Here is a 19,367-nt window from a genome sequence, read left to right on the forward strand (position 1 = left end):
CCGTCAACGGCGCATGAAAGGCCATGTGGCCTGCGGAAACAGTGAGTTGACGGGCCGATTCGAGGTTTATTGGTCCACACCACTGAAGCGTGCCTGGTGGGGCGGTGGCGGTGGAGCCGGGACCGCTTCGGCCTGTGTGTCACCCCTCCCACGCGCGGCCTGTGCTGCATTCGGGTGACTGCGTGTGCGAGGTGACCGATTTGTGCAGATATTGGCCGGTAATGGATCGATCTGGATCGGCCTGGATCGGCTTTCCTGAGGAGGCACTCGATGCGTGGAGCCACGCACGCCAAATGGGCCGCTTGCGCGGCGGCGGTAGCCCTCGCGGCGACCGCCTGTGGGAGCAGCGGCGGCAGCAGCAGCGGCGGCGGTGACGGCAGCGCGGTGCTCAGTGCCTCCTGGGGAGACCCGCAGAACCCGCTGGAGCCGGCCAACACCAACGAGGTGCAGGGCGGCAAGGTCCTCGACATGGTCTTCCGCGGTCTCAAGCGCTACAACGCCAAGACCGGCAAGGCCGAGGACATGCTCGCCGACAAGATCGAGACCACCGACTCGCAGAACTTCACGGTGACCATCAAGAGCGGCTGGAAGTTCAGCAACGGCGAGGCCGTCACCGCGAAGTCCTTCGTCGACGCGTGGAACTACGGCGCCAGCCTCAAGAACAACCAGAAGAACGCGTACTTCTTCGGGTACATCGACGGCTACGACAAGGTCCACCCCGACAGCGGCTCGCAGTCCGCGACCACCCTCTCCGGGCTCAAGGTGACCGGCACCGACACCTTCACCATCAAGCTCACCCAGAAGTTCTCCACCTTCCCGGACACCCTCGGCTACGCGGCCTACTCCCCGCTGCCGTCGACGTTCTTCTCGGACCACGCGGCCTGGCTGAAGAAGCCGGTCGGCAACGGCCCGTACACCATCGAGTCGTACACCAAGGGCTCGCAGATGCAGCTCAAGAAGTGGGACGGCTACACCAACGCGGACAAGGCGCAGAACGGTGGCGTGACCCTCAAGGTCTACACCGACAACAACACCGCCTACACCGACCTGATGGCCGGCAACCTCGACCTCGTCGACGACATCCCGGCCTCGCAGCTCAAGAACGTCAAGAGCGACCTCGGCGGCCGGTACATCAACACGCCCGCCGGGATCATCCAGACGCTCGCGTTCCCGTACTACGACAAGGACTGGAACAAGAGCGGCTCGGAGAAGGTCCGCCAGGGCCTGTCCATGGCGATCAACCGGGACCAGATCACCGACACGATCTTCCAGAAGACCCGCACCCCCGCCACCGACTGGACCTCACCGGTGCTCGGCACCGCGGGCGGCTTCCAGGACGGGCTGTGCGGGGACTCCTGCAAGTACGACCCGACCGAGGCCAAGAAGCTGGTCCAGGAGGGCGGCGGGCTGCCCGGCGGCCAGGTCAAGATCACGTACAACGCGGACACGGGCTCGCACAAGGAGTGGGTGGACGCCGTGTGCAACTCCATCAACAACGCGCTCGGCAACGACAAGGCGTGCGTCGGCAACCCGGTCGGCACCTTCGCGGACTTCCGCAACCAGATCGGCCAGCACAAGATGACCGGGCCGTTCCGGGCCGGCTGGCAGATGGACTACCCGCTCATCCAGAACTTCCTCCAGCCGCTGTACTACACCAACGCCTCCTCGAACGACGGCCAGTGGTCCAACAAGGACTTCGACAAGCTCGTGGACGAGGCCAACGCGGAGACCGACACCGGCAAGGCGATCAAGCTCTTCCAGGAGGCCGAGGGCGTCGTACGGGACAACATGGCCGCCATCCCGCTCTGGTACCAGAACGGCAGCGCGGGCTACTCCGACCGGCTCTCGAACGTGGCGCTCAACCCGTTCAGCGTCCCCGTGTACAACGAGATCAAGGTCGGCTGAGCCCGCATGGGACGGTACGTCGTCCGGCGGCTGCTGCAGATGGTCCCGGTCTTCATCGGCGCCACCCTGTTGATCTTCCTGATGGTCAACGTGATGGGCGACCCCATCGCGGGTCTGTGCGGCGACCGGCAGTGCGACCCGGCGACGGCCGCCCAGCTCAAGAAGGAGTTCGGCCTCGACAAGCCCGTGTGGCAGCAGTACCTGACCTACATGGGGAACGTCTTCACCGGTGACTTCGGTACGGCGTTCAACGGCCAGAAGGTCACCGAGCTGATGGCGACCGCGTTCCCCGTCACCATCCGGCTGACCGTCGTGGCGATCGTCATCGAGGTCGTCGTGGGCATCGCGCTCGGGGTCGTCACCGGCCTCCGGCGCGGCCGCCCGATCGACACCAGCGTGCTGCTGCTCACCCTCATCGTCATCTCCATCCCGACCTTCGTCACCGGTCTGCTGCTGCAACTGCTGCTGGGTGTCGAGTGGGGCTGGATCAAGCCGTCGGTGTCCACGGACGCGACCTTCAGCGAACTGATCGTGCCGGGCCTGGTCCTGGCCTCGGTCTCCCTCGCGTACGTGACCCGGCTGACCCGGACGTCCATCGCGGAGAACCGCCGCTCCGACTACGTCCGTACAGCTGTCGCGAAGGGCCTGCCAAGACGCCGGGTGATCATCCGTCACCTCCTCCGCAACTCGCTCATCCCCGTGGTCACCTTCATCGGCACCGACATCGGCGCCCTGATGGGCGGCGCGATCGTCACCGAACGGATCTTCAACATCCACGGCGTCGGCTTCCAGCTCTACCAGGGGATCGTCCGGCAGAACACGCAGACCGTGGTCGGCTTCGTGACGGTCCTCGTCCTCGTCTTCCTGGTCGCCAACCTGCTGGTCGACCTCCTGTACGCCGTACTCGACCCGAGGATCCGCTATGCCTGAGCAGCCGTTCGAACCGGAGCGCGCCATCGCCGGCACCGGCATGGGCGGCGCGATGGACCTCGCCACGAGCGAGGCGGAGACCCTGGAGAAAACACCCGGCGGCCCGGAAGGCACGGGCCCCCAGGAGAAGCCCCGCAGCCTCTGGTCCGACGCCTGGCGCGACCTCCGCCGCAACCCCGTCTTCATCATCTCCGCGCTGGTCATCCTCTTCCTGATCGTCATCTCCCTCTGGCCGTCCCTGATCGCCTCCGGCAACCCCCTCAAGTGCAATCTCGCAAAGGCCCAGGAGGGCTCCCAGCCCGGCCATCCCTTCGGCTACGACGGCCAGGGCTGCGACGTCTACACCCGCACGGTCTACGGCACCCGTACGTCGGTGACGGTCGGCGTCCTCGCCACACTCGGCGTCGCGATCTTCGGCTCGGTGCTGGGCGGACTGGCCGGCTTCTTCGGCGGCATCTGGGACTCGATCCTGTCCCGCCTCACCGACATCTTCTTCGCGATCCCCGTCGTCCTCGGCGGCCTGGTCCTGCTCTCCGTGGTCACCAGCAACACGGTCTGGCCGGTCATCGGCTTCATGGTGCTGCTCGGCTGGCCGCAGATCTCCCGCATCGCGCGCGGCTCGGTCATCACCGCCAAACAGAACGACTACGTCCAGGCAGCGCGGGCCCTCGGCGCCTCCAACTCCCGCCTCCTGCTACGGCACATCACCCCGAACGCGGTCGCCCCGGTGATCGTCGTGGCCACCATCGCGCTCGGCACGTACATCTCCCTGGAGGCGACCCTGTCCTACCTCGGCGTGGGCCTGAAGCCCCCCACGGTCAGCTGGGGCATCGACATCTCCTCGGCCTCCGCCTACATCCGCAACGCCCCCCACATGCTCCTCTGGCCGGCCGGAGCCCTCGCGATCACGGTCCTCGCGTTCATCATGCTGGGCGACGCGGTGCGCGACGCCCTTGACCCGAAGCTGAGGTGAGGGGTGTGCGGAAGAGCTACGGGCGGTTTGCGGGCGCGGGCGGGCCGTCAGTTCGGTCGGGCGGTTGGGCAGCGCCCCAGAGGGGCGCGGGGAACTGCGCGACCAGCCACGACGGTGCGGCGGCTGCGCGACGGCCTTTCCTGGCAGGGCCGTATCGACATGCGTCCGGTGATCCCCGCGTTCGCGTTCTTCCTGCCCGGCGGCGTGGTGTGCGGCGCCCGCGACCCGAAGTCGAGGTGACGGCGTGCTGACGCTGGACGTGCGTGGTGTGTGGTGGTGTCGGGTTCTCGCAAGGGGTCGGGTGCGGGCCGTCGGCGGGGTGACGGGCCCGGTTGTGCCGTTCGCGTCGGGCGCCTGGTGTGCTCCGGTCGGGCCGGTCCAAGTCGGGGCCGGGTTCGGTGTGTTCGGCGGCGCGGTGTGCGGCGCTTCTGATCCGAAGGTGAGGTGACCGGCGTCATGCTGCTCGAAGTGCGGGATCTGCACGTGGAGTTCAGGACCAGGGACGGGGTCGCCAAGGCCGTCAACGGGGTCAACTACAGCGTGGACGAGGGGGAGACCCTTGCCGTGCTGGGGGAGTCGGGGTCCGGGAAGTCCGTGACCGCGCAGGCTGTCATGGGGATTCTCGATGTGCCGCCGGGGAAGATCACCGGCGGGGAGATTCTGTTCCGGGGGAAGGACCTCCTCAAGTTCAAGGAGGAGGAGCGGCGCAAGGTCCGCGGCGCCGAGATGGCGATGATCTTCCAGGACGCGCTGTCCTCGCTCAACCCCGTGCTCTCCGTGGGCGATCAGCTCGGCGAGATGTTCGTCGTGCACAAGGGGATGTCGAGGAAGGACGCGCGCGCCAAGGCCGTCGAGCTCATGGAGCGGGTGCGGATTCCGGCTGCCAAGGAGCGTGTCCGGGACTACCCGCACCAGTTCTCCGGCGGTATGCGCCAGCGCATCATGATCGCGATGGCGCTCGCCCTCGAACCCGCGCTCATCATCGCCGACGAACCCACCACCGCCCTCGACGTCACCGTCCAGGCCCAGGTCATGGACCTCCTTGCCGAGTTGCAGCGCGAGCTCAACATGGGGCTCATCCTCATCACCCACGACCTCGGAGTCGTCGCGGACGTCGCCGACAAGATCGCCGTGATGTACGCGGGACGGATCGTCGAGTCGGCCCCCGTCCATGACATCTACAAGGCCCCGGCACATCCGTACACGCGCGGCCTGCTCGACTCCATCCCGCGCCTGGACCAGAAGGGCCAGGAGCTCTACGCCATCAAGGGCCTCCCGCCGAACCTGATGCACATCCCGCCCGGCTGCGCCTTCAACCCCCGCTGTCCGATGGCCCAGGACGTGTGCCGGACCGATGAACCCGAGCTGTACGAGGTTGATCAACACCGGGGCAGCGCCTGTCACTTCTGGAGGGAGTGCCTCAATGGTTGAGCCGATCCTTGAAGTGACTGGACTGGTCAAGCACTACCCGTTGACCCAGGGCATCCTGTTCAAGAAACAGGTCGGTGCCGTCAAGGCTGTTGACGGTGTTGACTTCACGCTCAACAGAGGAGAGACCCTCGGCATCGTCGGGGAGTCCGGCTGCGGCAAATCAACTGTTGCCAAGATGCTGGTCAATCTTGAGCGCCCGACCGAGGGGTCGATCAAGTTCAAGGGCGAGGACATCAGCAAGATGTCGGGGCGTGCCCTGAAGACCGCCCGCCGCAACATCCAGATGGTGTTCCAGGACCCGTACACCTCCCTCAACCCCCGTATGACGGTGGGCGACATCATCGGAGAGCCGTACGAGATCCACCCCGAGGTGGCGCCCAAAGGCGACCGGCGCAAGCGGGTTCAGGATCTCCTCGATGTCGTGGGGCTCAACCCCGAGTACATCAACCGCTATCCGCACCAGTTCTCCGGCGGCCAGCGCCAACGCATCGGCATCGCACGGGGGTTGGCCCTCCGCCCCGAGGTCATCGTCGCCGACGAACCCGTCTCCGCGCTCGACGTCTCCGTCCAGGCCCAGGTCATCAACCTCCTCGACCGCCTCCAGGACGAGTTCGACCTCTCCTACGTCTTCATCGCGCACGACCTGTCGATCGTCCGGCACATCTCGGACCGGGTCGGCGTGATGTACCTCGGACGGATCGTGGAGATCGGCAAGGACGAGGAGATCTACGACCACCCGACGCACCCGTACACCCAGGCGCTGCTGTCCGCGGTCCCCGTGCCCGACCCGGACGCGCGCGAGCACCGGGAGCGGATCATCCTGTCCGGCGACGTGCCGTCCCCGACGAACGTCCCGTCCGGCTGCCGCTTCCGCACCCGCTGCTGGAAGGCCCAGGAGCGCTGCTCGCTGGAGGTGCCGCTGCTCGCCGTACCGGCCGAGTTCCGGCTCGCGAGCGGGCCCGCCGCGCACGACTCGGCCTGTCACTTCGCGGAGGAGAAGACGGTCGTACCGAAGGACGAGACTCCGGGCGATCTTGGAAACGGGGCGGAATAACCGCACAAACAGGCATCAACCGCGTTAACACGCAGGCAACTCGGCCGACCCGATCTCGATATACGGACGCGTCAACCTGAACAACGTACGGCCGTGCGGGTGCCGTAAACGGACCGGGGCGCGCCATGTCGCCCCGGTCCGTTGCCGTACCTAGCCGAGACCCAACGCCCGCTTCAGGAAGTCCACTTGAAGCAGCAGCAGATTCTCCGCGACCTGCTCCTGGGGCGTCATGTGGGTCACCCCGGACAGCGGCAGCACCTCGTGCGGGCGGCCGGCGGCCAGCAGGGCCGAGGAGAGCCGCAGGGCGTGCGCGACCACCACGTTGTCGTCGGCGAGGCCGTGGACGACCATCAGCGGGCGGTGCGGTTCGGCGGGTGCTGACAGGCCGTCGTCCGTCACCAGGCTGCTCTTCGCGTACGACTCCGGGTCCTTGGCCGGGTCGCCGAGGTACCGCTCGGTGTAGTGGGTGTCGTAGAGCCGCCAGTCGGTGACCGGGGCGCCCGCGATGCCCGCGTGGAAGACGTCCGGGCGGCGCAGCACGGCGAGCCCCGCGAGCCAACCGCCGTACGACCAGCCCCTGATGGCGACCCGGGAGAGGTCGAGGGGGTGGGACTTCGCGAGGTCCTGGAGGGCGTCGATCTGGTCGTCGAGGGAGACCGTGAAGTCGCGGTGGACGGCCTTCTCCCAGGCCGGTGAGCGGCCCGGCGTGCCCCGCCCGTCGGCGACGAGCACCGCGAAACCCTGGTCGGCGAACCACTGCGAGGTGAGGTGCGCGTTGTGCGCGGCGACCACCCGGGGGCCGTGCGGACCGCCGTACGGGTCCAGCAAAACCGGAAGCGGGCTGCCGCCGTCGTAGTCCTGTGGCATAAGCAGGGCGCACGGGATGTGGCGTGCGCCCCCCTCGGTGAAGGTGATGCGCGGGGACATACCGGGATCTTCGGCGTACGACGCGATCGTCAGCGCCTTCTTGCCCTCGCGCAGCACCTGTACGTGCGTGCCCGGCCGGTCCGGCACCGCCGACAGCAGTACGGTCACGCCCCCGGCGCGTACCGCCGAGTGCACGCCGGGCTCCTGCGAGACGCGCTCCAGACCGAGTTCGTTGACCCGGTAGACATGCACCTCGCCGGTCTCCGGGGCGGGTGCGGACTCGCCCGCCGAGGCCGCGACCAGCACGTTGTCGTCCGAGACGTCCAGCACCGCGCGGACGTGCAACTGCGGTCCGGTGAGCGGGCGTTCACCGACCGCGAGGACCCGGGCACCCCCCTCGTCGGCGATCCGCACGAGCCGTCCGGAGGGGCTCCAGCACGGCACGCCAGGGAAAAGATCAAGCCAAATTGGATCTTCGTCGGCGTGCACCATCCGGGTCGCCCCGGTGTCGGGGTCCACGGCCAGGAACAGCTGGCTGCGCTGGTCCCGCGCCTGCACGAGCAGCAGCGGCGCACCCGCCGCTGACCAGTGCACTCGCGCCAGATACGGGTACCGCGCCCGGTCCCAGACGACCTCCGTGCGCACCCCGTTCAGCGCGATCACATACAGCCGTACCTCCGCGTTGGCCGTGCCCGCCGCCGGATACGCGACCCGCTGCGGCTCGCGCTCCGGGTGGGCCGGGTCGGCGATCCACCAGCGCTGCACCGGCGTGTCGTCCACGCGGGCGACCAGCAGCCGGTCCGAGTCCGGCGACCACCAGAAGCCGCGGGTACGGCTCATCTCCTCGGCCGCGATGAACTCGGCCAGTCCATAGGCGACTTCGTCCGACTCCGGCCCGGCGAGCACCCGGTCGTCCTCGCCCTCGGCTCCCACGACCCGCAGGGCGCCCTCGGTGACGTAGGCGATGTGCCGTCCGTCGGGGGCCGGGCGGGGGTCGATCACCGGCCCGGGGACGGGGAGTTCACGTGCCGTGCCGGCCCGCAGCTCGGCCGTGAAAAGCCGCCCTGACAAGGCGAAAGACGCCAACTCGGCCTCGCTGTCGGTGGCGTAGCCGACGATCCCCGCACCGCCCTCGCGGGTGCGCTCGCGGCGCGCCCGCTCCTCGGGCGAGAGGTGCTCCGCGGCGCCGCCCAGGAGGGCGCGCGGGTCGGCCGCGACGCGCTCCTCGCCGCCCGCCGGATCGAGGACCCACAGCGCGTTCGCCCGGTCCGTCCCGGAGGAGGAGCGCAGGAACACGACCCGCGAACCATCGGGCGCCACGGTGAACGCGCGCGGCGCGCCGAGCGTGAACCGCTGGGTACGGGCGTGCCGTCGGGGGAAGGAGTCGGTCTCGGTCGTCATGCCCCGACCATATTGGCCATGCGCCCCCTTGTGCGGCTGTGCGCCGAGCGATGCGCGAGCGCGGATAGTTATGATCACTAGCGCTGCGTGGGTATGAACCTGCTGGCTGCTGTATGGATTTGCTCTACGGATCCACGCCATGGATCCATTGCCCCCATAGTCCGACCCCCCCGAGTCCCTGGGATCATTGGAGGTGAGCCGCCGTGGCACTCTCGATTTCGGCGGTGGTGCTGCTGGCGATCGTCGTCTTCCTTCTGGTCAAGAAATCAGGGCTGAAGGGCGGGCACGCGGTCGTCTGTGTGCTCCTCGGGTTCTATCTGGCCTCGTCGACGGTCGCGCCCACGATCAGCGATCTCACGACGAACATCGCGAGCATGATCGGCAGCATCAAGTTCTGACGGCCCGCCTTTAGGGTGGGCACATGACGGAACTGCCCGCCCGTCGTCTGCTGCTCGTGCACGCGCATCCGGACGACGAGTCGATCAACAACGGCGCGACCATGGCCAAGTACGCGGCCGAGGGTGCCCTGGTGACGCTGGTCACCTGCACCCTCGGTGAACACGGCGAGGTCATTCCGCCCGCGCTGCGGCAGCTGACGGGTGCCGCGCTCGGGAAACACCGTGCGGGCGAGCTCGGGGCCGCGACGGACGAGCTGGGGGTCCGTGACTTCCGTCTCCTCGGCGGCGCGGGCCGCTACCAGGACTCCGGGATGATGGGCACCGCCGACAACGACGACCCCGACTGCTTCTGGCAGGCCGACGTCGACGAGGCCGCCGAACACCTCGTCGAGGTGATCCGCGAGGTACGCCCGCAGGTCCTCGTCACCTACGACCCCGACGGCGGCTACGGCCACCCGGACCACATCCAGGCCCACCGCGTCGCCATGCGCGCCGCCGAACTCGCCGCCGACGCAGGGCAGTCGATCGCCAAGGTCTACTGGAACCGTGTACCCCGGACCGTCGTCGAGGAGGGCTTCGCACGGCTGCGGGACGCGCTTCCGGAGCTTCCCTTCGGGGAGACCGCCGCCGTGGACGACGTACCGGGTGTCGTGGACGACGGACGGATCACCACCGCGATCGACGGCACCGAATACGCGGCCGCCAAGACCGCCGCGATGCGCGCGCACGCGACCCAGATCGAAGTCGCCCCGGACGAGCCGTACTTCGTGCTCTCCAACTACCTCGCGCAGCCGATCCTCACCACCGAGTACTACGAGTTGGTCAAGGGCGAGGCCGCCGGCCCGGCGCCCGAGACCGACCTCTTCGAAGGGCTGGGCCTGTGACAAGCGCCAACCAGGGCGGCGGAAGCCTGCTCGCCCAGCCACTGCAACGGCCGTCCGGACTACGGGTGTTGGCCTACCTCGGGCTCTTCGTACTAGGCGCGGTCGTCGGGGCGGCCGGGGCGCTGGTGCAGGGCGCCTGGTTCCCCGGCGGACTGCTGCTCGCGCTCGCCGGAGCGGGCGGACTCTTCCTCGGCGGAGCGAGAGCGGCCGACGGGCGGGGCGGGGCGGTGGCGCCCGCGGCCGGCTGGATGGTCGCCGTCATCCTGCTCACCGCCAGCCGTCCGGAGGGCGACTTCCTCTTCGGCGCGGGAGTCGGTTCCTATCTCTTCCTGCTCGGTGGGATGGCCGTTGCTGTGATCTGCGCCACGTTGGGTTTGGGGCGGCAACCAAGCGGCCCTGACGTCCGACTTGGCAAGTGACGTACCACTTCGCGGTGACGCGCGCGTGCGAGTCCGGTGTGGGTTTCCCCAGCGGCCGTGGGATACCGCCAAGAAGTGGCCAGTATGGTGGTGCGCGCCGCCGAGTCGCCCGTGGGTGTCGGGCGGCGGAGCCAACCGGGAGAACCTGCCTTGAGTCGTGAAACTGACACTCCGTCCTCCGGGCCCGACGGGCGCGGCGGAGCCGCTTACCCCTCGGGGACCCCGCCGTACGGGACGCCCGCGGCTTCCGACGACCGTACGGATGCGGGGCGTTCGGCCGCGCAGCCGGAGGAACGCAAGACCGAGACGACGCTGACGACCCGGATCCGGATCAACATCCCCGGGTCGCGGCCCATTCCGCCGGTCGTCGTGCGCACGCCCGTCGCTGACGCCGAGTCCGCCGACGGGTCCACGACCGCCGAGACGCAGCTGCCGAGTTCCGCGCTGCCCACGGGCGTCGTCGAACCGACCGCCGAACTCGCCCTGCCCACGCCCGAGGAGAAGACGAGCGACTGGTTCGCGCCACGCAAGTCCGGCCCCGCGAAGGGCGGTCAGGGCGGTGGCGGCACCAACGGCGCGGGAATTCCGGGCGGTTCGGCCGCCGGGACCCCGAGTGCCGGCACTCCGACTGCGGGGACGCCCGGGGCCGCACGGCCGACCGGCGGCCGGCCCGGTGGTGTGGTCGGCGCGATGGGTCTGCCGAGCGCTTCCCGGCCGGGCGGCGCGAACGGCGGTACGAACGGTGCCGGGTTCGCCGGTGCCACGGGTGGCGGACCAGTTGCCCCCGGGCACGGCGGCGGCACCGGCTCCTTCGACGTGACCGAGGCGCTGGCGGCCGGCTCCATGGGCAACGGCTCGCGTCCCAGCGGCGGCCCCGGCGAACCGCGCCGCGACGAGCTGCCGTACTTCTCGGGGAACGGGCAGGGCGAGCAGGGCGGCCTTCCCGGTTCCAACGGCCAGGGCGGCTACCCCGGGCCCGACGGTCAGGGTGCCCAGGGCGGCTACCCCGGGTCCAACGGCCAGGGTTTCCCCGGGACCAACGGTCAGGGCGCGCGCATCGAGCAGTTCCCCGGGCCCGACGGCCAGGGCATCGGCCCCGGCGCCCCGGGCGGTCCCGGTGGACCCAGCGGTTTCAACGGCCCGAACGGGCGCGGCGGCCAGGGCGGCCCCGAGGGTCCCGCGGGCCCGACCGGCGGCCCGGTCACCGGCGACGGCCTGATGCTGCCGCCGGGCCCCGGCTCCATGGGCGGAGCACCGGGCGCGCCCAGCGCGCTGAGCGGCTATGCCGACGGCCAGGGCGGCCCGGGTACGGCCGGCGGTCCCGGCGGTCCCGGTGGACTCGCCGGACCGGGTGCTCCCGGCGGTCCGGGCGGCGCGGCTTCCGGCCGACACGGCGGGCGCGGCAGGCGCCCGGGCGGTCCTGGAGGTCCTGGAGGTCCCGGCGGCCCTGGTGGTCCTGGTGGTCCTGGTGGTCCAGGCGTAGGCCCCGGCGGTTCCGGCATGGGACCCGGCGGTCCTGGCGCAGGCCCCGCCATGGGTCTCACCGGCCCCGGTACGGCCGGTGGCGCCAGTCTCCCCGGCGCGATCCCCGGCGGCGGTCTCAGCGACGACACCGCGATCCTCACCCCGCAGAAGCTCGCCCAGCCCGGCATGCCCGGCTACGGCGCCCCCGCCGACCAGGTCTCCGGACACACCGTCACCAGCGGTATGCCGGTCGTCCCGGGCAACGGCACCGCGCCGTTCGGCACGGGCACCCACCCGGACGGACCGCTGCCGCACACGCCTCCGAAGCTGCCCGACCCCGGCTCGGCGCAGAGCGCGCCCGCCGCCAAGAACGCGGGCAAGGGCGCGGCGAAGAAAAAGAAGAAGGGCCGCAGCAAGCTGGTCCTGCTCGGCGTCGGCGTGTTCGTCATCGCGGGCGGTGCCTACGGCGCCGGGCTGCTGATGAACCACACCGACGTGCCCAAGGGCACCACCGTGCTCGGCGTCGACATCGGCGGCGGCACCCGTGACGACGCGGTCAAGAAGCTCGACGACGCGTTCGGCGACCGGGTGAACAAGCCGCTGAAGCTGTCGGTGGGCGGCAAGACCGTCTCGCTGAAGCCGGACCAGGCGGGGCTGCAGTTCGACTTCGCCTCGACCGTCAGCAAGGCCGCCACCAGCGACTACAACCCGGTCTCCGTGATCGGCTCGCTCTTCGGCCAGGAGCGGATCGTCCAGCCCGACATGCCGACCGACGAGGAGAAGCTCCAGGCCGCCCTGGCCAACCTCGGCGGCGGCTCCGGCGCCGGTGCGGTGACCGAGGGCACGATCGAGTTCAAGTCGGGCAAGGCGGTCGCCGTCTACGGCAAGGCGGGCAAGGCCATCGACGCGGCCGGCTCCGTCACGGCCGTGGAGGAGGCGTACCGCACCGAGGTGGAGACCAACACGGCCACCACGGTGACGGTTCCGACGACCACCAAGCAGCCCACGGTCAACAACGCCGAGGTCGACCGCGAGATGAAGGCCTTCGCGGAGCCCGCCATGTCCGGCCTCGCCACGGTCAAGACCGACACCGGACTCTCGCTGCAGCTGAGCCCGAAGAACTCCCTCTGGAAGTTCCTGCGGGTGAAGGCCGTGAACGGCAAGCTCACCGACAGCCCCGACCTGGCCGCCCTCAAGGAGCTCTACGGCGGCCTCTTCGACGGCGTCAAGATCACCCGCGCCACCGGCCAGAAGACGGCCGTCACACCGCAGGAGGTCTACATCGCCCTGCGCCAGGCCCTGATCAGCAAGACCGACCGGGTGGGGATCATCGACACGACCCCCAGCTAGCGCACGCCCTGAGAACCGAGGGGGCATCCGGCACACACGCCGGGTGCCCCCTCGGTCGTACGACATGACATCTGTCATGCGGCACACCGGACCGCCGACACTGCCGGGCACCGGCCCCGGGCGGCCACGATGGCTGCATGACGACAACAGCGGCGACCACCTCCACCCCGGTGGTCGGGTTCGACCAGGTGAGCAAGAGTTACGGCGAGGTCCGGGCCGTCGACGGGCTGTCGCTCGCGCTGCACCCGGGGGAGACGGTGGCCCTGCTGGGGCCGAACGGGGCGGGCAAGTCCACCACCCTCGATCTGCTGCTCGGCCTCAAGCACGCCGACAGCGGCACGGTCAGCGTCTTCGGCACCAGCCCCCGCGAGGCGATCGTCGCCGGCCGGGTGGGCGCGATGCTGCAGAGCGGCGGGCTGATGGACGAGGTCACGGTCGGCGAACTGGTCAAGCTGGCCTGCGACCTGCACCCGAAGCCGTACAAGGTCTCCGATGTGATCGCCCGCGCGGGCATCGCCCAGATCGCCGACCGCAAGGTCAACAAGCTCTCCGGCGGCCAGTCCCAGCGCGTCCGCTTCGCCCTCGCGACCGCAGGCGACAGCGACCTGATCGTCCTCGACGAACCGACCACCGGCATGGACGTCTCCGCCCGCCAGGCCTTCTGGGCCACCATGCGCGAACAGGCCGACCAGGGCCGTACGGTCCTCTTCGCCACCCACTACCTCGAAGAGGCCGACGCCATCGCGGACCGCGTGCTGGTCCTGCACCGCGGCCGGCTGCTCGCCGACGGCACCTCCGCCGAGATCAAGGCGAAGGCGGGCGCCCGCAGGGTCGCCTTCGACCTGGACGGCGAGATCGACGAGGCACCGATCCGCGCGCTCCCGTTCCTGACTTCGGTCGACATCTCCGGTCAGACGATCCGCATTCAGTCCACCGACGCCGACGCGACGGTCCACGCGCTCTACGGCCTCGGCGTCTACCCCCGCAACCTCGAAGTCGCCGGACTCGGCCTGGAGCAGGCCTTCGTCGCCATCACCACCGCCGAGGAGGCCAAGCAGTCATGAACAGTCTCATCAAGCTGGAACTCACCCGCGCCCTGCGCAACCGCAAGTTCCTGTTCTTCTCGGTGATCTACCCCTCGGTGATCTTCCTGCTGGTCTCCAACCAGACGGGCACGGTCGACGGCACCGGCCTGAGCATCGCCAAGTACGTCATGGTCTCCATGGCCTCCTTCGGCGCCCTGACCGCCGTCCTGATGGGCAACAGCGAGCGCATCGCCAAGGAACGCGAGAACGGCTGGGTACGGCAGCTGCGGCTGACCACCCTGCCCGGGCGCGGCTACGTCCTCGCCAAGACCGCCAGCGCCGCCGTGGTCAGCCTGCCGTCCATCGTGGTCGTGTTCGTCGTCGCCGCCGTGCTGAAGGACGTACGGCTGGAGGCCTGGCAGTGGCTCGCGCTGACCGGCGCGATCTGGGCCGGCAGCCTGGTCTTCGCCGCGCTAGGGGTCGCCATCGGCTACCTCGCCTCCGGGGACGCCGTCCGCCCGATCACGATGATCGTCTACTTCGGACTGTCGATCCTCGGCGGCCTGTGGTTCCCGTCCACGACCTTCCCGACCTGGCTCCAGGACATCGCGAAGTGGCTGCCCACGCACGCGTACGCTGCCCTGGGGCAGGCCATCGAGCAGAGCCGGTCGCCCCACGCGAAGGACATCACCCTCCTCGTCGTCTACTTCGCGCTCTTCGCGGGCGGGGCGGCCTGGCTGTACCGGAAGGACACGCTGAAGGCGTGAGCGCGATGACGGAAGACCTGCGGTCCGAGGAGGAGGCCCGGGCCGACCGGCTGGTCCGGATCGGCCAGCCGCCCCGCAACCGTTCCGAGGCGATGCGCAAGCTGGTGTGGGTCGTGCCGTGGCTGGTCTTCCTCAGCGCGCCGGTGCACGACCTGACGTCCGGCCACCACACCACCCTGGCCACGGCGGCCGGCTGGGTGGGCTGGACGGCCTTCGTCGCGGCCTACCTGGCCGTCGTCTTCCGCACCATGGGCCGCCCCTACGCCGGCTGGACCGTCGCCGCCCTGGTCGCCCTGCTCGGGACACTCGCCGTCACCCTGGCCCTCACCCTCGGCGGCTCCTGGATCGGCCTCTTCGTCTACGTGTCCGTCTCCTGCGGGGTGGCCCTCCCGCTGCGCGCCGCGTACTGGACGATCCCGCTGACCACCGCGGCCATGATGCTGACCGGCTGGCACGCCCACGACCTGGACGACGCCTGGGGCCTGTTCCTGGTGGTGCTGCTCGTCGGCTACTCCATGACGGGCGTACGGCAACTCGTGCGCACGACGGTCGAGTTGCGCAAGGCGCGCGCCACCGTCGCCCAACTGGCCGCGAACGAGGAGCGGTTGCGCCTGGCCCGGGACCTGCACGACCTGCTGGGCCACTCCCTCTCCCTCATCACGCTGAAGAGCGAGCTGGCCGGCCGGATGCTCCCGGACCACCCCGACAAGGCGGCCCAGCAGGTCGCCGACATCGAACAGGTCAGCCGCCAGGCCCTGGTGGACGTCCGCGAGGCCGTCACCGGCTACCGCCGCCCCCGCCTCCCCGGCGAACTCGCGGGTGCCCAGGTCGCGTTGACGGCCGCGGGCGTCACGGCCGACCTCCCCGCCGAACCGGACCTCACCGACGTCCCCGAGGTCAGCGAGTCCGCCCTCGCCTGGGCCCTGCGCGAGGCGATCACCAACGTCGTACGGCACAGCGGAGCCCAGCGCTGTGTGGTCGAACTGGTCCGACGCCAGACCCTGGACGGCCCGATGCTCGAACTCTCCGTCGAGGACAACGGCTCGGGCGGTTCCGGCAAGGGCCCCGGCAACGGCCTGACGGGCCTCAGCGAGCGCCTCGCGAAGGTCGGCGGTTCCCTGGAGGCGACCCGCGTCAAACACGGCTTCCGGCTGGTCGCACGGGTGCCCGCAGGCGTTCCGGTCTCTTCGGCGGACGTAGGATCCCCCGCATGAGCCGTACGATCAAGGTCCTCCTCGCCGAGGACCAGTCGATGGTCCGCGAGGCACTGGCCGCACTGCTCGGCCTGGAGGACGACATCGAGGTCGTCGCCCAAGTCGCGCGCGGCGACGAGGTGTTGGCGGCGGCCCGGGAACACGCCGTCGACGTGGCCCTCCTCGACATCGAGATGCCCGGCTGCACCGGCATTGAGGCGGCGGCCCAGGTCCACAAGGCACTCCCCGACGTAAAGCTGGTCGTCCTGACGACCTTCGGCCGCCCCGGCTACCTCCGCAGCGCGATGGAAGCGGGCGCCGACGCGTTCCTGGTGAAGGACGCCCCGGCCGCCCAACTCGCGGCAGCGGTACGGAAGGTACTCGCGGGCGAGCGGGTCATCGACCCAACCCTGGCCGCAGCGGCCCTGGCAGAGGGCGCCAACCCGCTGACCGACCGCGAGCGCGAGGTCCTGCGGGCAGCGGCGGACGGCTCGACGAACGCGGAACTGGCCAAGGCGCTGCACTTGTCGCAGGGGACGGTCCGCAACTACCTGTCGACGGCGATCCAGAAACTGGCGGTGAGGAACAGGGCGGAGGCGGTACGGATCGCGAGGGAGAAGGGCTGGCTGTAACCGCCGGCCAGCAGCGATTCCCCAAGGGGCGCGGGGCTGTATCAATTTGCGGCTCCGCCGCGTGGGCGCGACCAGCCACAACGCACCCGCACCCGCACCCGCGAAACAGCCGACACCTCAACGGCGCACAGGCGAAAGTCAGTTCAGCCTGGCGCGAGCCGACCGCGCCTGCCCCCGCACCCGATCAGCAGCAGGTTCATCCACCACCGCCACCACTTCCGCATACGCCTCCAACTCGGCAGCCCCCGTGAGGAAATCCCCCCGCTCAACCAGCAGTTGAGCCCGCTCGTACCGCAACCGAGCCGAATGCGAAGGCAACAGCAGGGCCAACTCCACAGCCCACAAGGCAACATCCGACCGCTCCGGCCGAGCAGCGGCCCACGCCCGGATGTTGTTCAGGACGCGCGAAACGACCTCCAGCGGCGCCGCAGGCACAAGCATCGAAGGCTCCAGCGAAGCTCCCGTCGCCCCCGCGACCAGCAACTCCGCATCGCCGCCCGACAACACCCGCCCCCCGTCGAACGGATCGGCCAGCACCTGTTCCTCGGCCGGCCCGAACCCCACCACGAAGTGCCCCGGCAGCGCGACCCCGTACACCGGAGCCCCCGCCCGCCGGGCGACCTCCATCCACACCACGGACAACAGGATGGGCAGCCCGCGCCGCCGCCGCAGTACGTCGTGCAGCAGCGAGGACCCCAGCCGCTGGTAGTCGCCGGGCGTACCCCGGAACTCGAAGCGGACGCCGAGGAGCTGGTGCAGCGCGTTCGCCCAGGCGGAGGGCCCGCCGGGGCGGTACGGCAACTGCCCGGCCAGCCGGTCCAGTTCGACCTGCGCCGCGTCGATGCCGGCGTCGTCCAGCGCCCCGTCGGCCACCGCCCCCACCAGCAGGCACAGCGTGACCAGATCGGGCCGCTCGGACCGCGCCTCCTCGGCGAACCAGGCACGTACCTCCGCCGACCGCTCGGGCGACGGGGGAGAGGGACAGGGAACGGGCATGGCGAACTCGAACCCCCTCACGACGAACCGTCGCGACCGCCGGCACCGATGTCACCGGTCGCACGGATGTCACCGATGTCGTCGGTCGAGGCCGGCTCGCGATAGTGGTGGTAGGCGTGATGTGCCGCGAACCCCATCCCCGTGTACAGCGCCCGCGCCCCCGCGTTGTCCGTCTCGACCTGCAACCACGCGGCCGACGCCCCCTCCTCCAGCGCCCGCGAGGCCAACGCGGACATGACGAGCGAGGCGAGCCCCCGCCGCCGTAGCGCCGGATCGACCTCGACGGCGCCGAAGCCGGCCCACCGCCCGTCGACGACGCACCGCCCGATGGCCGAGGGCTCGGCACCCTCACCGGGCACCGTGGCGAACCACACCGAGGGGCCGCCGCCCAGCACCTTCAGGGCCACCTCGCTCACCCCCTTGCGCTGATAGCGGGCCAGCCACGCGTCGTCGGCCGTCCTGGAGAGGACGACCCCGGCCGGGTCGGCCCGGTCGGCGACCGGGGCCAGGGCCCCGACCCACAGCTCGGCCGTCACCTCACGGGTCCAGCCGCGCCGCTCCAGCTCGGCACAGAGCAGCTCCTGCGTGCCCTCGGCGCCGGTCGCGGTCTGGACGTAGGCGGGCAGGCCGCGGTCGCCGTACCACCGTCGTACGGCGGTGAGGGCCGCGTCGAGAGGCAGGCCGGGATCGCCGAGCGGGAGCACGGAGTTGGCGCGGCGGGTGAAGCCCGCCCGTCGCCCGACCACCGCCCCCCACGGACGCGCTTCGCGCGGCACCTTCTGGACTGCGGCGCGCAGCTCCCACTCGCCGAGCCGCTCGCTCTCCACCGGCGGCCAGCCGCGCGCGGAGACTAGCGCCAGCTCCCGGTAGGTGGCGGCGGGCCCCCGCCGACGGGCCGGAGCGGCCGGTACGACCTTGCCCGCCACCAGCGAGGATTCCGAAATGCGGACGGACTCCCCACCCTTCCGTGTGATCGTCAGCACACCGCTGTCCCATGATGTGAGAACACCCACCGTGTCGGTGAACTTCTCCGCCGTGTCTTCAGCATCTGACAGGCACCTGACGGACACCCGTTTGCCCACGTCAGCAGCGGTGATGCGGACCTCGAGTCGTCCGGCCGCAGAGATTTCCACAGGTCAGTTCACCCCTCCTGTATGGATCACGCCCCGGAACGGAGATACTAGGTGCGGGCATGGACGACGCCGCGCTCCAGCGCGCCTGGCGGCGGAGCCTACGGAGGCCCGCCAGCGCCCTATCGAGGAGGAACGACAGCGTGACCTACGTCATCGCGCAGCCTTGTGTCGACGTCAAGGACAAGGCGTGCATCGAGGAGTGCCCGGTCGACTGCATCTACGAGGGCTCCCGGTCCTTGTACATCCACCCGGACGAATGCGTCGACTGTGGAGCCTGTGAGCCGGTGTGCCCGGTCGAGGCGATCTTCTACGAGGACGACACTCCCGAGGAGTGGAAGGACTACTACAAGGCGAACGTCGAGTTCTTCGACGAGCTCGGCTCCCCGGGCGGTGCCAGCAAGCTGGGCCTGATCGAGCGCGACCACCCCTTCGTCGCCGCGCTGCCGCCGCAGAACCAGTAAGAGCGGCCCGCGCAGACGCGCCGCCTCGGTCCCGTACGGCCTGATCACGCCCGATCAGCGCCCTACGGGGCCGAGGCGTTTGCC

At 70.2% G+C, this 19,367-nt stretch carries 18 protein-coding genes; 15 read left to right on the forward strand and 3 right to left on the reverse strand.

The genetic code is table 11. The annotated features are described in order from the left end of the window. Positions 1 to 270 precede the first annotated feature (270 nt). From SSP08S_RS33540 to SSP08S_RS33565, 6 genes are all read left to right on the forward strand, one after another. Positions 271 to 1,905 carry a peptide ABC transporter substrate-binding protein gene (locus SSP08S_RS33540; protein WP_019072045.1) on the forward strand — a complete coding sequence of 545 codons (1,635 nt, stop codon included), beginning with the start codon at positions 271 to 273 and terminating at the stop codon, positions 1,903 to 1,905. A gap of 6 nt (positions 1,906 to 1,911) precedes the next feature. Beyond that, on the forward strand, positions 1,912 to 2,835 hold the full coding sequence (locus SSP08S_RS33545; RefSeq protein ID WP_019072046.1) for an ABC transporter permease: 924 nt from the start codon (positions 1,912 to 1,914) through the stop codon (positions 2,833 to 2,835). After that, entirely contained in the window at positions 2,828 to 3,808 is a 981-nt protein-coding gene (locus SSP08S_RS33550; protein WP_019072047.1) for an ABC transporter permease, read from the forward strand. Before SSP08S_RS33545 ends, SSP08S_RS33550 begins: the two co-directional genes overlap by 8 nt. 114 nt (positions 3,809 to 3,922) lie before the next feature. Beyond that, positions 3,923 to 4,048 carry a hypothetical protein gene (locus tag SSP08S_RS64285; RefSeq protein ID WP_019072048.1) on the forward strand — a complete coding sequence of 42 codons (126 nt, stop codon included), beginning with the start codon at positions 3,923 to 3,925 and terminating at the stop codon, positions 4,046 to 4,048. A 216-nt stretch (positions 4,049 to 4,264) separates the two neighbouring features. Continuing rightward, complete coding sequence (locus SSP08S_RS33560) at positions 4,265 to 5,239, forward strand: ABC transporter ATP-binding protein (RefSeq protein ID WP_026179057.1); 975 nt, start codon at positions 4,265 to 4,267, stop codon at positions 5,237 to 5,239. Then, positions 5,232 to 6,293 (forward strand): ABC transporter ATP-binding protein, encoded by a 1,062-nt coding sequence (locus SSP08S_RS33565; RefSeq protein WP_026179058.1) that lies wholly within the window; start codon positions 5,232 to 5,234, stop codon positions 6,291 to 6,293. Before SSP08S_RS33560 ends, SSP08S_RS33565 begins: the two co-directional genes overlap by 8 nt. Positions 6,294 to 6,443: 150 nt before the next feature. Here SSP08S_RS33565 and SSP08S_RS33570 read toward each other — a convergent pair whose 3' ends face one another. Continuing rightward, a complete protein-coding gene (locus SSP08S_RS33570) occupies positions 6,444 to 8,561 on the reverse strand; it encodes a S9 family peptidase (protein ID WP_019072051.1) in 2,118 nt (705 codons plus the stop codon). 203 nt (positions 8,562 to 8,764) lie between these two features. Here SSP08S_RS33570 and SSP08S_RS33575 point away from each other — a divergent pair, with 203 nt between their 5' ends. From SSP08S_RS33575 to SSP08S_RS33620, 8 genes are all read left to right on the forward strand, one after another. Continuing rightward, complete coding sequence (locus SSP08S_RS33575; protein ID WP_019072052.1) at positions 8,765 to 8,959, forward strand: hypothetical protein; 195 nt, start codon at positions 8,765 to 8,767, stop codon at positions 8,957 to 8,959. A 23-nt stretch (positions 8,960 to 8,982) separates the two neighbouring features. Beyond that, positions 8,983 to 9,843 (forward strand): N-acetyl-1-D-myo-inositol-2-amino-2-deoxy-alpha-D-glucopyranoside deacetylase, encoded by an 861-nt coding sequence (gene mshB, locus SSP08S_RS33580; protein WP_019072053.1) that lies wholly within the window; start codon positions 8,983 to 8,985, stop codon positions 9,841 to 9,843. After that, positions 9,840 to 10,262 (forward strand): DUF6113 family protein, encoded by a 423-nt coding sequence (locus SSP08S_RS33585; protein ID WP_026179059.1) that lies wholly within the window; start codon positions 9,840 to 9,842, stop codon positions 10,260 to 10,262. Before mshB ends, SSP08S_RS33585 begins: the two co-directional genes overlap by 4 nt. Before the next feature lie 150 nt (positions 10,263 to 10,412). Beyond that, positions 10,413 to 13,076 carry a hypothetical protein gene (locus SSP08S_RS61970; protein WP_162473542.1) on the forward strand — a complete coding sequence of 888 codons (2,664 nt, stop codon included), beginning with the start codon at positions 10,413 to 10,415 and terminating at the stop codon, positions 13,074 to 13,076. 137 nt (positions 13,077 to 13,213) lie between these two features. Beyond that, positions 13,214 to 14,140, forward strand: a complete 927-nt coding sequence (locus SSP08S_RS33605; protein WP_019072058.1) for an ABC transporter ATP-binding protein — start codon at positions 13,214 to 13,216, stop codon at positions 14,138 to 14,140. Next, positions 14,137 to 14,868 carry an ABC transporter permease gene (locus SSP08S_RS33610; protein ID WP_019072059.1) on the forward strand — a complete coding sequence of 244 codons (732 nt, stop codon included), beginning with the start codon at positions 14,137 to 14,139 and terminating at the stop codon, positions 14,866 to 14,868. Before SSP08S_RS33605 ends, SSP08S_RS33610 begins: the two co-directional genes overlap by 4 nt. 5 nt (positions 14,869 to 14,873) lie before the next feature. Beyond that, a complete protein-coding gene (locus SSP08S_RS33615; protein WP_043259883.1) occupies positions 14,874 to 16,082 on the forward strand; it encodes a sensor histidine kinase in 1,209 nt (402 codons plus the stop codon). Further along, complete coding sequence (locus SSP08S_RS33620; protein ID WP_019072061.1) at positions 16,079 to 16,693, forward strand: response regulator transcription factor; 615 nt, start codon at positions 16,079 to 16,081, stop codon at positions 16,691 to 16,693. The genes SSP08S_RS33615 and SSP08S_RS33620 overlap by 4 nt, the downstream gene beginning before the upstream one ends. Before the next feature lie 138 nt (positions 16,694 to 16,831). Here the strand turns inward: SSP08S_RS33620 and SSP08S_RS33625 are convergent, their stop codons facing one another. Both SSP08S_RS33625 and SSP08S_RS33630 read right to left on the reverse strand, forming a co-directional pair. Beyond that, positions 16,832 to 17,689, reverse strand: a complete 858-nt coding sequence (locus tag SSP08S_RS33625; RefSeq protein WP_043259884.1) for a transglutaminase family protein — start codon at positions 17,687 to 17,689, stop codon at positions 16,832 to 16,834. 17 nt (positions 17,690 to 17,706) lie between these two features. Continuing rightward, positions 17,707 to 18,822, reverse strand: coding sequence for a GNAT family N-acetyltransferase (locus SSP08S_RS33630; protein WP_019072063.1), 1,116 nt, complete (start codon positions 18,820 to 18,822; stop codon positions 17,707 to 17,709). 140 nt (positions 18,823 to 18,962) lie between these two features. Here SSP08S_RS33630 and fdxA point away from each other — a divergent pair, with 140 nt between their 5' ends. Next, positions 18,963 to 19,283, forward strand: coding sequence for a ferredoxin (gene fdxA / locus SSP08S_RS33635; RefSeq protein WP_019058397.1), 321 nt, complete (start codon positions 18,963 to 18,965; stop codon positions 19,281 to 19,283). Positions 19,284 to 19,367 lie beyond the last annotated feature (84 nt).

The sequence above is a fragment of the Streptomyces hokutonensis genome (genome assembly GCF_000376565.1).
Lineage (GTDB): Bacteria > Actinomycetota > Actinomycetes > Streptomycetales > Streptomycetaceae > Streptomyces > Streptomyces hokutonensis.

Excerpts from the sequence above, each read along its gene's own strand:
- SSP08S_RS33625 (WP_043259884.1), bottom strand. The coding sequence starts at position 17,689 with ATGCCCGTTCCCTGTCCCTCTCCCCCGTCGCCCGAGCGGTCGGCGGAG.
- SSP08S_RS33560 (WP_026179057.1), top strand. The coding sequence starts at position 4,265 with ATGCTGCTCGAAGTGCGGGATCTGCACGTGGAGTTCAGGACCAGGGAC.
- SSP08S_RS33545 (WP_019072046.1), top strand. The coding sequence starts at position 1,912 with ATGGGACGGTACGTCGTCCGGCGGCTGCTGCAGATGGTCCCGGTCTTC.
- SSP08S_RS33610 (WP_019072059.1), top strand. The coding sequence starts at position 14,137 with ATGAACAGTCTCATCAAGCTGGAACTCACCCGCGCCCTGCGCAACCGC.
- SSP08S_RS33540 (WP_019072045.1), top strand. The coding sequence starts at position 271 with ATGCGTGGAGCCACGCACGCCAAATGGGCCGCTTGCGCGGCGGCGGTA.
- SSP08S_RS33620 (WP_019072061.1), top strand. The coding sequence starts at position 16,079 with ATGAGCCGTACGATCAAGGTCCTCCTCGCCGAGGACCAGTCGATGGTC.
- SSP08S_RS33615 (WP_043259883.1), top strand. The coding sequence starts at position 14,874 with ATGACGGAAGACCTGCGGTCCGAGGAGGAGGCCCGGGCCGACCGGCTG.
- SSP08S_RS33605 (WP_019072058.1), top strand. The coding sequence starts at position 13,214 with ATGACGACAACAGCGGCGACCACCTCCACCCCGGTGGTCGGGTTCGAC.
- SSP08S_RS33565 (WP_026179058.1), top strand. The coding sequence starts at position 5,232 with ATGGTTGAGCCGATCCTTGAAGTGACTGGACTGGTCAAGCACTACCCG.
- SSP08S_RS33570 (WP_019072051.1), bottom strand. The coding sequence starts at position 8,561 with ATGACGACCGAGACCGACTCCTTCCCCCGACGGCACGCCCGTACCCAG.
- mshB (WP_019072053.1), top strand. The coding sequence starts at position 8,983 with ATGACGGAACTGCCCGCCCGTCGTCTGCTGCTCGTGCACGCGCATCCG.
- SSP08S_RS33550 (WP_019072047.1), top strand. The coding sequence starts at position 2,828 with ATGCCTGAGCAGCCGTTCGAACCGGAGCGCGCCATCGCCGGCACCGGC.